Consider the following 14,099-nt stretch of genomic DNA (forward strand, 5'->3'; position numbering starts at 1 on the left):
TCAAATGCAAAAACTAAGCCCTCAGTCTTATTTATATATTGAAGGATTAAAATCTGCCTTTTTATCCCGCATTAACGGGTAGTAAGATCCCCACCTCAAAATTCAGCAAAAGCAAAGAACTTAGGTGGGGGATCAACTGCCCGTAAAAGCCCGATTGGTTCAACTAATAATCAGTGGGGGAGGAACAAAACCCCACTGATTAAAGTTTCACTTTATGATTGCAAGGGGGAGGTAAACATATGGCCGTGTACCGTAATGTGCAGGTGAACTTTTGGCAAGATGAATTCATATTAGATTTAACGCCAGAGGAGCGTTATTTTTACATATATTTGTTAACTGGTACGAAAACGAAGCAATGTGGAATTTACATATTACCGAAACGTTTAGCAGAACTGGAAACAGGTTACAGTATGGAAACTGTTGAAAAGCTGTTAAATAGGTTTGTTGAATATGGAAAGATTTTATACGATGCAGAAACGAAAGAGTTATACATAATAAATTGGCTACATTATAACCCTATTTTAAATACGAATGTAGAGAAGTGTGTGTTACGTGAGCTAAAGACTGTAAAAAGTAAAGAATTCATACATATGTTTTTACGTACATGTCTTGAAGAAGAATGGAAGATTCCATTGTTATTGCAGCATTTTGGTATGCCGAAAGAAGAGGATAATAGTAGTTTACAAGAAGTTGCTGAGGAGGAAGAGATAGAAGAAGATACGTCGCATAGTGAAGTTTATAAGTTTTACGAACGACATATAAGTAATCTATCTCCATATATCGTGAAGGAATTGAAGGAATGGATACAAATAGTTTCAGGAGAGACAGTACTAGAGGCACTTAAAATTGCGTTTGAACAGAATAAGAGAACGCTGGCTTATGTGAAGGGGATTTTGAGGAATTGGTGTAAGAAAGGGCAAGTAGATTTCCTTGAGGGAAAGGAAGGTGTACAAAAGGGAGATGTATGTAGTTTGTATGATCCATAGTATGAGAAAGTATGGGTTTTTCAACTTTTCTAAAAGGTTCTTCCTTAAATAGAAGCGAATTGTTTGAGAAAGGAGGGGTTATATGGAAGTCGTCATAAAGAAGAAACGAACTAGAGGGAAGAAAATTTTTATTTGGTCTAGTAGCATCGTTCTTTTGTTAGTTATTTGTATAGCGATTTTTTTGAACATATATACGCTTAGATCTGTGCCAAAGATAGATGGAACGATTAAGCTAGAGGATTTACAACATGCTGTTCAGGTAAAGCGGGATAGTAAAGGGGTACCGCATATTAAAGCGGAAAATGCACATGATTTATATTTTTCGCAAGGGTATGTACAAGCGCAAGATCGTTTGTTTCAAATGGATTTAAGTAGGAGGCAAGCTTCTGGGATGTTGAGTGAAGTTGTAGGGGAAGCAGCAGTTGATCGAGATAAGTTGTTTCGAACGCTCGGTTTACGGCGCGCGGCAGAAGCGTCTGTTAGTCAATATGAAGGAGACGCGAAGTATGCCCTGCAGTCATTTGCTGATGGGGTGAACGCTTTTATACGCGAGGCAAAAGAGGAAAAGAAATTGCCAGTTGAGTTTACTGTATTAGGCTATGAGCCTGCTGAATGGTCAATCGTGGATTCTTTGACGATTGGAAAGTATATGGCGTTTGATTTAGGAGGACATTGGCACGGACAGGCGTTTCGATATTGGGCGCTGAAAAATCTACCGAAAGAGCAAGCAAATGAGCTATTTCCTACATATCCGAAAGATGCGCCTAGATTGCTAGCTGAACTGGAAAATACAAATGTGAATGTAGCACAAAGATTTGCAAAAACGATCATTCCACCAGAGTTTAATGGAAGTAATAACTGGGTTATAAGCGGTGAGAAGAGTACGTCTGGTAAGCCAATTTTAGCAGATGATCCTCATTTATCTCTTGCGACGCCTTCTATTTGGTATCAATCAAAACTTGAAATGAAAGATTTGCATGTGAGTGGCGTTATTTTCGCTGGAGTACCAGGCGTTATATTAGGACACAATGACAAAATAGCATGGGGCGTTACGAATACAGGTCCTGATGTGCAAGATTTATATATTGAGAAGCGAAATCCTAATAATGAAAATGAATTTCTGTATAACGATAAGTGGGAAAAAGCTACCGTTGTTGATGAATCTATTAAAGTAAAAGGCGGGAAAACAATTCCGTATAACGTTACGGTTACGAGGCATGGGCCAGTTATTTCAGAGTTTGCGGATAAAGGGAAAGAGAAAACGAAAACAGTATTCGCTTTGAAATGGACTGCTTTGGAACCGTCCGCTGAATTAAAGGCTGTATTAAATATGAATAAGGCGAAAGATTGGAATGAGTTTGAAACTGCACTTCAAGATTTTCATACACCAACTCAAAACTTTGTGTTTGCATCAAACGACGGCACAATTGCTTATAAAGCGAATGGAAATATACCAGTGCGTAAAAAAGGAGATGGTAGTTTACCAGTGCCGGGATGGACAGATGAATATGAATGGGAAGGGTATATCCCGTTTGATCAGCTTCCAAAAGTAATAAATCCAAAACAAGGGTTTATTTCAACTGCGAATAATAAAATTGTTGATGATAATTATCCGTACCATATTAGTAATACATGGGCGCAGCCATATAGGCAAATGCGTATTCAAGAGTTTTTACAAGAGAAGGAAAAGTATACGGTGAAAGATTTAGAAAATTTACAGATGGATCAAAAAAATTTATATGGGAAAGAGTTTGCTCCTATATTTTTAAAAGAGTTAAATAAAGCATCTTTAAATGAAGTAGAGAAAGAAGGCGTAAAACAATTAACAAAGTGGAATTTTTACGATAGTAAAGATGAAGCGGCACCATTACTATTCCATTTGTTAATGAAAGAGATCTCAAATACGTTATTTTCAAAAGAAATACCGAAAGATGTGATGGAGTTATTTGAAGGGAAGTCACAAGTTGTTGACGAATTGATTCGAAAAGAAGTAGCGGGAGAAAATAGCGCTTGGTTTACGAAGTACGGAGGTTTCACGAAAGTTGTGCATACATCGTACGAGAATGTAATGAAGAAATTACAGAAGGAATATGGACCCGATGTTGCGGAGTGGAAGTGGGGCGACTACCATCAGCTTGCTTTTACACATCCAATTTCAAAATCATCTAGTATGTTAGCACTACTTGCATTTAATCGTGAAAAACCAGTTCCAATTGGCGGAAGTCAAGTTACCGTTCAAGCAGCGAGTTACGGAGATAACGGTATTGTAAACCACGGTGCATCTTGGCGATTCGTGATTGATACGAAAGATATGTCAAACGGTTATCATATCGTAGGGCCAGGACAATCAGGACATTTTAGAAGTGATTGGTATCATGATCAAATAGATGATTGGGTAAATGGAACGTATCATACGACTACATTGAATACGAATGGGATAGAAGGGAAAGTGTTAACTTTACAGCCGAAATAATGTTAGAAGAGGCTCTTACTATAGGTAAGGGTCTCTTTTTTGTCATGTGACAAAATTTGACAAAAAAATCTGTAGAACTTTGTTATAATTTTTTTTGGAATATTTTGTTTAAGGTTTTATAGCAATAGGGATACATGTATTCTAAATTAAAGGGTTTTATAGGGGGATAAATACAAGAATGAACGACATGGAGAAATATCGTGAGAAAATTAAAGTGATTTCTTTTGATAGAGAAAAAAATCAAATGGTTGAAGTGGAAGAGAGTAAAATAACTTTTGATGATGTTGGCGGAATGGAAGATATTAAAAAGAAAATCAATATGGACTTTATTATGCCGATTAAGAATCCGGAGTATTTTCAGGCTTTTGGTAAGAAAGTAGGAGGCAGTTTATTATTTTATGGGCCACCTGGATGTGGTAAGACATTTTTAGCGCGAGCAGTTGCAGGCGAGATAAATGCTAATTTTATTCATTTAGAGCTGCAAGTAATACTCTCGATGTGGTCAGGAGAAGCAGAGAAAAATTTACATGAAGTGTTCGAAGAGGCAAGAAAAACAAAGCCTTGTATTTTATTTATAGATGAATTAGACGCATATGGGGGGAATAGACAGAAGATGGGCGCTCATCATCAAAGAACGCTAGTTAATCAATTGCTAGTGGAGATGGACGGAAGCAATTCTTTTAATGAAGGTGTTTATATAATTGGGGCAACAAATACACCATGGTATATTGATCCAGCGTTACGACGACCAGGCCGTTTTAATTCACTTGTTTTTGTGGCACCACCAAATAACGAGGAAAGACTGACAATACTAGAGTTGAAAACAAAGGATAAACCGAGAATGGAATTGCAGTTAGATTTTGTTTCGAAGTATGCAGAGCATTTTTCAGGGGCCGATTTAACGTATTTAGTGGAAGATGCTATTAATGAAGCTATTCAGCGTTCATTTGAAACAGGACAGTTACAACCCTTATCTAATGAAGATTTATTAACAGCAATGAAAAAGCGACAACCGACAACTTTAGACTGGTTCTCAACCGCAAAAAATTATGCAACGTTTAGTGATGTAAATAAAGATTTTGACAAAGTATTAGAGTATATGGAAGAACACCAATTGAAGTAAATGATATTAGATTGGGGGAAAGGAATAGATGGAAGAGCAACTTAGGAGAATTTCGCACTTATTGAAGCTTGGTGATGTTGAGCTCGCAAAAGAAGAAGCGGAATGGATGATTAAAGAAGATCCAGAAGATGCTACTGGTTATATTTGTTTAAGTCATGTGTACTACTTTGGTTTTCGTCAAATTGATGAAGCGAGTAAATATTTAGAAGAAGCACTAAAAATAGATCACTTAGATGAAAATGTTTTGTTAACAGCACTAGATATTTTTTATGCGCAAGAAAATTTTGAGAGATTAAAAGAGATAGCAGAAATAGGGATAAAAAATTATCCGGAAGAAGGCGTATATTACTTTTATGTGGGCGAGGCAAAAATACATATCGAATCGCTAAATAAAGGTATTACTTACTATAACAAAGCGATAGAATTAGAACCTGAAAATGATATGTATGTAGGAAGATATGCTTTTATTCTTTTGAGTTATTATCCGAAACGAATAGAAGAGGGTATAAAGGCGGAAAAACGTGCTTTAGAGCTGAATCCGGAAAATGTAACAAATCTAGTCTCTTTTGCAAATGTAGCAAGAGAAAAAGGGAATTTTAAAAAAGCAAGAATGCTAGCTGAAACTGCAATACGATTAGAGCCGAATCATGAAGGTGCCTACAAAATTTATAGAGATACAATCGGAACGAAAAACAAGTATTGTGCTTTTATGGCAAGTTTTACGTATACATTTTGGAATGTTTTTTCTAAGTTTTGTAAAATATTTTCGTTTGCAAGTAAGAGGAATCTTAAATTGCATTATATTTTAGTTATTTTAAGCCTTTTAGGTTGGATAATCCTCCCTGTATATTTAACAGGTTGGTATGCCGGTTCCGTGTATATAGTTATTTTTATGATGTATAGCATTTCATCTATTATAAAAGGACGGATTCATAAAGAAGTAGGATTAGGAACCCCCTTTGATGCTGAATACAATGTGAAAAGAAATAAAATCATTCGAAATCGTGAAATTTCCAATATGGAGAGTACAGTTAAAAAAGAAGAGGCTACTACTATTCCGACTGCGAAACTATCAAAAGAGGAACTGGAAGCACAATTAGAAGGGTTTTGGAGTAAAGGAACTGTGTATGAGGGGCAGCAAGAGGTTGCTGCGGCAGTGAAAGAGCCCGCTTTATCATCAGCTGAACATAAAAAGATTCAATCATATTCAGATATTGAATCACCTAAATATAATAAATGGTATATTTGTTTAATTATCGTTTTATCGATCTCCTTTATATTTAAAGTTGGGAAATTGTATAACTTAAATAATACAAATGCGACGCATACGACACCGAAAATTAGCCAAGAAACGAAGGATATTATTGTGGAGCAACAAGATAAAGCTCTCAAAGATACAAAAGAATCATTCGATAAGTTAGAAGTAGTAACTGTATTATACGTATTAAGAAAAGGTGATTGGAATGGAAGTACAATCGAGGGAGCTATAGAGAAAAGTTATGTACCGGTTATGTTAGAAAAAGTAGGACAGCCAGCCGGGGAGAAGTTAAAAAAAGCAACTCCTATGAAAATATATAAAGAAGATACAAGAACGTATGTATTACTTCAAAATGGAGATAGCTCTTTTATTATTGAAATAACGTCAAGAAAGTTAACTCATATTTATGGTGAGAGCTGGAATAATGCGCAAGAAGAGATGCAAAAATATGAAGAGTTACTTGGGAAAATAGAGTTACAAGGTGTTGAAACAGGGGGGGATTTAGCATGAGTATTAAAGTAATAAGGGCAACCGGAATGATGGGAGGAGCAGCAAGAGTCGCTGTAAAGGTAGATAATGAAGTAGTAATGAAACTTGAAAATAACGAAGAATATACGCTTCCTTGCGAGTTAGATGAAGCAAATATAAAAGTGAAACAATTCTTTTTTGGAAGTAAAGAAAAGAAAGTAAAGGATGGCGATGTAGTAGAAATTAAGATAAATAGTATTGCCATGCTATTACTGGTGGTGTCAATGATGGCTGTTTTATTTGGTTCGTCAATTGGTATAAATATTGTTGTTTTTGGTGTTATAGGAGCATTAGTTACGTTAATATATGGATTGAATAACTGGTTTAGTTTAGAAGTTAAATAAGTATGGTATCTGTTTTTGTATTAATTCATTTCATTTACTATATATGAAGTGTAATTATTTTTAAGAGGGAATGGGGAGGATCATTGTGAAGAAAATGATTATAGCATCTAGTTTGGCGTTAATAGTAGGTTTGACAAGTGGTTGTAGTAGTGAGAAAACGAATGTTACAAAACCAGTATCTGTACAAAAAGAAAAAGAATTAGTAGCGAAAGATATTTTTAAAAAAGCAGGTGATAAATTAAAACAAGAGGAATTTCTCACATTAACGTCTCTTATGTCAATGAAGGGGAACAGCCAATCAGAAGAGATTAAAATGAACATTCAAATGGAGCCGAAACGAAAGAATTCTAGAGCAGAAATGAAAATAAGTGGAACAGATATTATAACGTACGAAGTAGATGGAAAGGTCGCTGTTCAAGTGAAAGATCCTAATACAGGAGAGTTAGTTACGATACCAAATGATCAATTTAATGTTGATGACGTAATGGTAAGTAAAAATTTACTTAATGAGTTAGATTTACCGGAAGCTTTAGCTAAAAAAATGAAAGCAAAGAAGGATGGAGATACATATAAACTTACACTTGACTTAAAGGGGAAAGAAGCAGTAGATACATTACAGAAAATTAATGGAGATATGAAAAAATTAACGGAAGGATTTAATATGGATGCGTTAACTGTTGAATATATAATAACGAAAGATTATAAATTTGAAGAGATGCGCACAGCTATAAAACTGAGTGAACGTAATACAGATAAGAAATCTAGTGCGGATAAAGAAAAATTGGATACAGTTGTGAGCATAAAAATTGATTCATATGATAAATTTGATCCAATTAAGTTACCTGAAGGAAGTCAATAAATTCAATCATATAAGGGAAAAAAAGGAGCGGAAATACGCTCCTTTTTTATTTACCTTACTATTTTTAGGAGGTTAGTATGAATAAGGGTTGAATAAAGGATGAATAGCATTTTTATGGATGAAAATCCCCCCCTTTTTTTATGGAATATATGTGAAACATTGTATAGAATAAGCAAGAATGCCAAAAATTATAGGGGGAAAGTTGTGAAGAAAAATAAGAGTTTAATAAGTTTTTTAGGAGTGTTTATTATGTTGCTTTCTTTTTGTTTTCAAGGAAATGTACAGGCAGATGTAAATACTGTTCAATCTGGAAAAATAAAATCAGGAAACGTAACGGTATGGGAAGTTGGAAATGTGGCGAAAGTGTTAGCTGATGTAGAGCGCTTAAATTTAAATACAGTAAATGTACCGATTCAGGTAGATATTCCGAACGTGACTTCTACGAACATGGTAATTAATCAAGAGCAAAAGCAACAGGCGATTATTTTAATTCAAGAATTATTAAAGCGTAATATTCAAGTTATTGTGGAACCGTTCCCATATATTCAGCAAGGAAATGTTGGGGAAACAGAATGGAATCCAAGTAATATTAATGATTTCTTCTGGAATTGGAAAACGGTAATTCTACAAGAAATCTTTCATTCCATTACAAGTAAATACAATGTGTACGGGCTCAAGATTGCTTCTAATTTCGTTAATATGGAATATGCAGAAGGATATTGGAGCGATACGATTGATTTCGTCCGCCAGCAGTATAAAGGAAATATTTTGTATCAAATGAATTGGTGGTTAACAGCAAATTGGGATCCATCTCATGAAGCGAAGTTTGTAGAGAAAATAAACCGTCCGTATTTAAAGAAGGTAGACATTGTTAGTATCGATAGTTGGTTTGAAGTTTCAGGAAATAGAAATCCAACATACGAAGAAGTGAAGAAAAGTTTATATGCGACGACAGTATATAATCGTGGGCAAAACGTTGTTCAGCAATTGGAACAATTACATAAAGCAACAGGAAAGCCAGTTTATTTTGGTGGGTTTAACGTTCCAGCGCGTGAACTTGGACTACAAAATCCGTGGAATCCAGATGTTTCAAATGTGTTTTCAAAAGACGTACAATTAAACGGATGGCGCGCTTACCGTGATGTATTAGAACCGAAACCGTATTTTAAAGGTTTTTCAATTTGGTTTATTGGCTCTAATGATAGTACACATGCGTATCAAATACATAGTAAAGAAGCCGAAATGGTTATTAATGGCTGGTACCAAAAATAATTTTTATTAAATAGGTAAGTTTTGAATTTCACCACATATATTTCTAGTGAAAGGCCTTTCACCATCTTATCACCTAGGGGGCAATCATAATGAAATTTTTGTCTTACCTTACAGTAATTTTGGTGATTCTTGGCGGTTTGAATTGGTTATTTGTGGCGTTAGATTACAATGTAGTTGAGAAATGGTTTGGTTCTATGCCGGCGCTTGTGGACACTATTTATTGGCTCTTTGGTCTTTCTGCTATTTATCAAATTTTTGATCGGTTCTTTACGAACAATTAGCTATTATTCTTTTATTACTAGAGTGTTAAGTACGATTATGTACTTAACACTTTTTTGTATGTTTGTGAAAAAAGTATTTGCACATGCAAGCGATTCCATTGCTTCTTGCGCCGTAATAATAGAAAACAAATTGACCGTATATTATATTTCGGGTTATAATTCAGAAAGTTTAAAAAATAATAAGAATGAGAAAGAGGGAGGTTATTAGGGTGATGGAGAGAGTATATAATTTTTCAGCTGGACCATCTATACTCCCTTTGCCAGTTTTAGAGAAAGTGCAAAAGGAGCTTGTAAATTATAACGGGACAGGCATGTCTATTATGGAAATGAGTCATCGATCTTCTTATTTTCAAAGTATTATTGATGAAGCGAGTAGCCTAATTCGTGAATTAATGAACATTCCTAATGAGTATGAGGTATTGTTTTTACAAGGCGGTGCGTCATTACAATTCTCTATGATACCGTTAAATGTAATGAATACGTATAAAAAAGCAGGATACGTATTGACTGGCTCATGGTCTAAGAAGGCGATGCAAGAAGCTGAAAAAGTAGGGGAAGTACAAGTGATTGCTTCTTCTGAAAATGAGAAGTTTACGACAATTCCTAAACTGAATGGTTTACGAAGCGATGAAAACCTAGATTATGTACATATTACAACGAACAATACAATTGAGGGGACGAAATATGTGGACATTCCACATGTAGATAAAGTACCGCTCGTTGCGGATATGTCCTCAAATATTTTATCAGAACAATATGATGTTTCGAAGTTTGGTCTTATATATGCGGGAGCGCAAAAGAATTTAGGGCCAGCGGGCTTAACGATTGCGATTATAAAAAGAGATTTAATTGGAGGAGCAGATCGCTCTTGTCCTACAATGTTAAACTATGAAACTTACAGCAAAAATAACTCCTTATATAATACACCGCCATCCTTTAGTATTTACGTAACGAAACTTGTACTTGAGTGGCTAAAAGAGCAGGGCGGGGTATCTGCGATTGAAGAACAGAATAGAATGAAATCTTCACTTCTTTATAATTTCTTAGATGAATCAAAATTGTTTACTTCACCAGTTGATCCTACGTATCGATCACTTATGAATATTCCGTTTACAACACCGTCAGAAGAGCTAAACAATGAGTTTTTACAAAAAGCGAAAGAACGCGGTCTTGTTACGCTAAAAGGACATCGCTCAGTCGGTGGTATGCGCGCTAGTATTTACAATGCGATGCCAGCACACGGCGTACAGCAATTAGTAAATTATATGAAAGAATTTGAGCTTGAGAATAGATAGGGAGATGGGGATATGTTTCGTGTTCAAACGTTAAATCAAATTGCAGAAAAAGGTTTGCAAGTGCTTAGCGGAGAGCGCTATGAAATAGGGGAGAGAATGGACCACCCAGACGGTATTTTACTTCGCAGCTATTCTTTACATCAAGAAGAGTTTTCAAAAGATTTAAAGGCGATTGCCAGAGCTGGTGCTGGTGTAAATAATATTCCTGTAGATCGCTGTACAGAAAAAGGGATTGTAGTATTTAACACACCAGGGGCTAATGCCAATGCAGTAAAGGAACTTATTATTGCCAGCCTTATTATGTCTTCACGTAACATTATTAATGGAGTAAGCTGGACGAAAAATTTAGAAGGTGAAGAAGTACCTCAGCTTGTTGAAACAGGGAAAAAACAATTTGTTGGATCTGAAATTGCGGGGAAACGTCTAGGGGTTATCGGTCTTGGCGCAATTGGTGCTTTAGTTGCGAACGATGCGTTAGCTTTAGGAATGGACGTTGTCGGATACGATCCTTACATTTCAGTTGAAACAGCTTGGCGTCTTTCTACACATGTGCAAAGAGCATTTAGTTTAGATGAAATTTTCGCAACGTGTGATTATATTACACTGCATATTCCGCTTACGAATCAAACGAAGGGGATTATTGGTGAACACGCTATCGAGACGATGAAAAAGGGAATGCGTCTATTCAATTTCTCTAGAGGAGAACTTGTAGATGAAAAGGTTCTTCAAAAAGCGTTAGAAGAAGATATTATTACACATTACGTAACGGACTTCCCGAATGAAAATGTGATAAAGATGAAAAATGTAACAGCGACGCCACACCTTGGTGCATCTACGTCTGAATCGGAAGAAAATTGTGCAGTCATGGCAGCGCGTCAATTACGTGAATATTTAGAGACAGGAAATATTCGTAATTCAGTCAACTATCCAAACGTCGAACTGCCGTATATCGGAAAAAAACGAATTACGATTATGCATCAAAACGTTCCGAACATGGTAGGACAAATTACAGGATGTTTAGCAGAACATCATATTAATATTGCGGATATGATTAATCGTAGTAAACATTCTTGGGCGTACACGATGATTGATATTGATAACGGAATTGATGATATAATAAAAGAGAACATTGTGGAAAATATAAGCAAAATTACAGGTGTTGTAGCCGTTCGAATGATTGTGTAAAGGAGAGAGGGAAACTTGGCAAAAATCCGACCGTTTCGGGCCATTCGTCCAGTAGAAGAAAAAGCAGCACAAGTTGCAGCTTTACCGTATGACGTATTAAATAGTGAAGAAGCAAAAGAGGTTGTAAAAGGGAATCCATTTTCTTTCTTACACGTTGATAAAGCAGAAATTGATTTAGACCCGGCACTTTCACCGTATGATGATCGTGTATATGAAAAAGCGGGTGAAAATTTAAATCAATTTATACGAGAAGAAGTGTTCATTCAAGATGAAGAGCCAGCGCTATACATTTATGAATTGACGATGCAAGGAAGAACGCAGTCAGGTCTTGTCGTTTGTACATCTATTGATGAGTATGAAGATGATACAATTAAAAAACATGAAAGAACGCGTCATGAAAAAGAACTAGATCGCATTCGTCACGTAGATGTGTGTGACGCAAATACAGGTCCAATCTTTTTAACGTATCGTACAAAAGAAGAAGTGAAACGTTTCATTGCCAGCTGGAAAGAAGAACATGCGCCAATCTATACATTTACAGCAGAAGACGGCGTTAGGCATGTTGCTTGGAAAATAGCTGATGAAGAAGTAATTGCAAGTTTAGTAAACTTATTTGAAGATATTCCTAACTTGTATATTGCAGACGGACATCACCGCTCTGCCTCAGCGGCAAAAGTAGGGCTAATGCGAAGAGAACAATATCCAAATTACACAGGAGAAGAGGAGTTTAATTTCTTCTTATCGGTTTTATTCCCTCACGATGAATTATCCATTTGGGACTATAACCGAGTTGTAAAAGACTTAAACGGCTTATCAGAAGATCAGTTTTTAAAGCAAATCACGCAATACTTTTATGTAGAAGAAGCATCTGTTTCTCCGTATAAACCAAATGAGCCAAAATCATTTGGAATGTATGTAAACGAGAAATGGTATAAGCTTACTGTGAAAGAAGAAACGTTTGATGCGAATGATCTCGTGAAAGGTTTAGATGTATCTATTCTGCAGGATCATTTATTAAGCCAAGTACTTGAAATACACGATCCGCGATCTGATTCACGCATCGATTTTGTCGGAGGAATCCGCGGATTAGAAGAATTAGAACGCCTTGTGAATAGCGGTGCATATAAAGCAGCGTTCTCGTTATATCCGACATCAATGGAAGCTTTATTAGCAATCGCAGACGCCGGAGAAGTTATGCCACCAAAATCAACGTGGTTTGAACCGAAACTTCGCAGCGGGTTGTTTGTACATTCTTTAAAGTAAATATAGACTTCTTTAGATTGAAAAACCGAAATGATTTTTAGTTTCGGTTTTTCTTATTTTAAAAGTGTTTTTGAGGAGGGGGAGGGATGAAATTGCAAGTAGGCGAAAAAATCACCTTTGAACGAACTTTTACGAAAGAGGATGTTGTTTTATTTACAGAAGTATCTAAAGATGAAGGTGTTCATCATGTTACTCCAGATGAGCAGGGGAGATTTGTTGTACAAGGGCTGTTAACATCAACGCTGCCTACAAAAATTGGCGGTGATTATAACGTACTAGCTCGCAAGATGGATTTTGAATTTATACGTCCTGTTTTTAGCGGTGATACAATTCGTTGTGACGTAACCATTGAACAATTTGAGCCCGATGAAAAAAATCGAACAAAAATTATTGCGATGTTTACTTGTATAAATCAAATTGAAAAAGAAGTAATGAAGGGGAGTTTTTCTGGGATTATTCTTTAGTTAGTAGGAAAAGTAATGAATAGGTGGGGGCTTCATGCCTCTCAGACTTAGAGTTTTAATTCCTCTCAGAACGAAAATTTTATGTAATATACTCTGTTCTTTTCTTAACTATTAGGAAATAGTTGAATAAGCTCGTCAACAAAAAGGACATTCCTAGTATTACAAGAAATGTCCTTTCCGCTAAAATGTAAGGTATTTTGTTAAAATTCAAACTCTAAAATTAGTTTACTAGTTTGAACTGTAAACTGATAATGATAGGATCCTCTCAGATTTTCTAAGTTACCAGTAGCTTTAATAATTGTTCCTGGGGAATCTAGATTTCCTTTATCAAATATTCCTTGCTCTATAGCTGTAAATGTCCCTTGTTGCCCCTTATAAATTCCTTCAAAGTGTAAAAATCCAGAAATTTTAGCAGTAGCCAAGTGACCATCATTTATATTTGAGTCTAAATAATATAACAAGTATTCAACAAAAGCTTTTCCTTTTAATTCACCATCAATATCATATTCAACATGGGCAATATTGATAGGGAAATCTTTTCTAGTATCATCGATTAGTTTTTCATCCCATTTACTTACTGTAAATGTTACTTCCATACACGTAATCTCCCTCCAATTATATACTTTTAAAAAGTATCAATTCACAGTCATATCTCATAGGAGTAATTTTATTTATTGGGGTCCTTTCATGTCGCTATCAAGCTAACCAAAATAAAATACTCTCTAACATGAAAAAACACGCTATTTTTTCTGTAGGATCAGGAAAATG

The 14,099-nt window shown here is 35.6% G+C and carries 13 protein-coding genes; 12 read left to right on the forward strand and 1 reads right to left on the reverse strand.

Features of this window, described 5'->3' with window-relative positions; all coding sequences use genetic code 11:
* The first annotated feature begins 239 nt into the window (after positions 1-239).
* From QCI44_RS11885 to QCI44_RS11940, 12 genes are all read left to right on the forward strand, one after another.
* Positions 240-986 (forward strand): DnaD domain-containing protein, encoded by a 747-nt coding sequence (locus QCI44_RS11885; RefSeq protein ID WP_353811144.1) that lies wholly within the window; start codon positions 240-242, stop codon positions 984-986.
* Positions 987-1,068: 82 nt separating this feature from the next.
* Entirely contained in the window at positions 1,069-3,459 is a 2,391-nt protein-coding gene (locus tag QCI44_RS11890) for a penicillin acylase family protein (RefSeq protein WP_353811145.1), read from the forward strand.
* Positions 3,460-3,637: 178 nt separating this feature from the next.
* Complete coding sequence (locus QCI44_RS11895; protein ID WP_016134917.1) at positions 3,638-4,582, forward strand: ATP-binding protein; 945 nt, start codon at positions 3,638-3,640, stop codon at positions 4,580-4,582.
* Between the two features lie 28 nt (positions 4,583-4,610).
* On the forward strand, positions 4,611-6,350 hold the full coding sequence (locus tag QCI44_RS11900) for a tetratricopeptide repeat protein (protein ID WP_353811146.1): 1,740 nt from the start codon (positions 4,611-4,613) through the stop codon (positions 6,348-6,350).
* Complete coding sequence (locus tag QCI44_RS11905) at positions 6,347-6,712, forward strand: hypothetical protein (RefSeq protein WP_016087180.1); 366 nt, start codon at positions 6,347-6,349, stop codon at positions 6,710-6,712. The genes QCI44_RS11900 and QCI44_RS11905 overlap by 4 nt, the downstream gene beginning before the upstream one ends.
* An 85-nt stretch (positions 6,713-6,797) precedes the next feature.
* On the forward strand, positions 6,798-7,571 hold the full coding sequence (locus QCI44_RS11910) for a DUF6612 family protein (RefSeq protein WP_098506108.1): 774 nt from the start codon (positions 6,798-6,800) through the stop codon (positions 7,569-7,571).
* A gap of 204 nt (positions 7,572-7,775) precedes the next feature.
* Positions 7,776-8,843, forward strand: a complete 1,068-nt coding sequence (locus QCI44_RS11915; protein WP_353811147.1) for a glycoside hydrolase family 113 — start codon at positions 7,776-7,778, stop codon at positions 8,841-8,843.
* An 89-nt stretch (positions 8,844-8,932) separates the two neighbouring features.
* Complete coding sequence (locus QCI44_RS11920; RefSeq protein ID WP_000670802.1) at positions 8,933-9,124, forward strand: DUF378 domain-containing protein; 192 nt, start codon at positions 8,933-8,935, stop codon at positions 9,122-9,124.
* A 212-nt stretch (positions 9,125-9,336) separates the two neighbouring features.
* Positions 9,337-10,419: a 3-phosphoserine/phosphohydroxythreonine transaminase gene (gene serC / locus QCI44_RS11925; RefSeq protein WP_353811148.1), complete on the forward strand. Its 1,083-nt coding sequence runs from the start codon at positions 9,337-9,339 to the stop codon at positions 10,417-10,419.
* Between the two features lie 12 nt (positions 10,420-10,431).
* Positions 10,432-11,604 (forward strand): 3-phosphoglycerate dehydrogenase family protein, encoded by a 1,173-nt coding sequence (locus QCI44_RS11930; RefSeq protein ID WP_353811149.1) that lies wholly within the window; start codon positions 10,432-10,434, stop codon positions 11,602-11,604.
* 15 nt (positions 11,605-11,619) lie between these two features.
* Positions 11,620-12,867: a DUF1015 domain-containing protein gene (locus QCI44_RS11935; RefSeq protein ID WP_098486728.1), complete on the forward strand. Its 1,248-nt coding sequence runs from the start codon at positions 11,620-11,622 to the stop codon at positions 12,865-12,867.
* 86 nt (positions 12,868-12,953) lie between these two features.
* On the forward strand, positions 12,954-13,331 hold the full coding sequence (locus tag QCI44_RS11940) for a hotdog family protein (protein ID WP_016087186.1): 378 nt from the start codon (positions 12,954-12,956) through the stop codon (positions 13,329-13,331).
* A gap of 200 nt (positions 13,332-13,531) precedes the next feature.
* Here QCI44_RS11940 and QCI44_RS11945 read toward each other — a convergent pair whose 3' ends face one another.
* A complete protein-coding gene (locus QCI44_RS11945; protein ID WP_088084503.1) occupies positions 13,532-13,927 on the reverse strand; it encodes a DUF3224 domain-containing protein in 396 nt (131 codons plus the stop codon).
* Positions 13,928-14,099: the final 172 nt, after the last annotated feature.

Origin of the sequence: Bacillus cereus group sp. RP37, from assembly GCF_040459695.1 — a bacterium.
Classification (GTDB): Bacteria; Bacillota; Bacilli; order Bacillales; family Bacillaceae_G; genus Bacillus_A.

Coding starts and splice junctions, on each gene's coding strand:
- QCI44_RS11905 (WP_016087180.1), top strand. CDS start 6,347: ATGAGTATTAAAGTAATAAGGGCAACCGGAATGATGGGAGGAGCAGCA.
- QCI44_RS11890 (WP_353811145.1), top strand. CDS start 1,069: ATGGAAGTCGTCATAAAGAAGAAACGAACTAGAGGGAAGAAAATTTTT.
- QCI44_RS11885 (WP_353811144.1), top strand. CDS start 240: ATGGCCGTGTACCGTAATGTGCAGGTGAACTTTTGGCAAGATGAATTC.
- QCI44_RS11920 (WP_000670802.1), top strand. CDS start 8,933: ATGAAATTTTTGTCTTACCTTACAGTAATTTTGGTGATTCTTGGCGGT.
- QCI44_RS11930 (WP_353811149.1), top strand. CDS start 10,432: ATGTTTCGTGTTCAAACGTTAAATCAAATTGCAGAAAAAGGTTTGCAA.
- QCI44_RS11895 (WP_016134917.1), top strand. CDS start 3,638: ATGAACGACATGGAGAAATATCGTGAGAAAATTAAAGTGATTTCTTTT.
- QCI44_RS11940 (WP_016087186.1), top strand. CDS start 12,954: ATGAAATTGCAAGTAGGCGAAAAAATCACCTTTGAACGAACTTTTACG.
- QCI44_RS11900 (WP_353811146.1), top strand. CDS start 4,611: ATGGAAGAGCAACTTAGGAGAATTTCGCACTTATTGAAGCTTGGTGAT.
- QCI44_RS11945 (WP_088084503.1), bottom strand. CDS start 13,927: ATGGAAGTAACATTTACAGTAAGTAAATGGGATGAAAAACTAATCGAT.
- serC (WP_353811148.1), top strand. CDS start 9,337: ATGGAGAGAGTATATAATTTTTCAGCTGGACCATCTATACTCCCTTTG.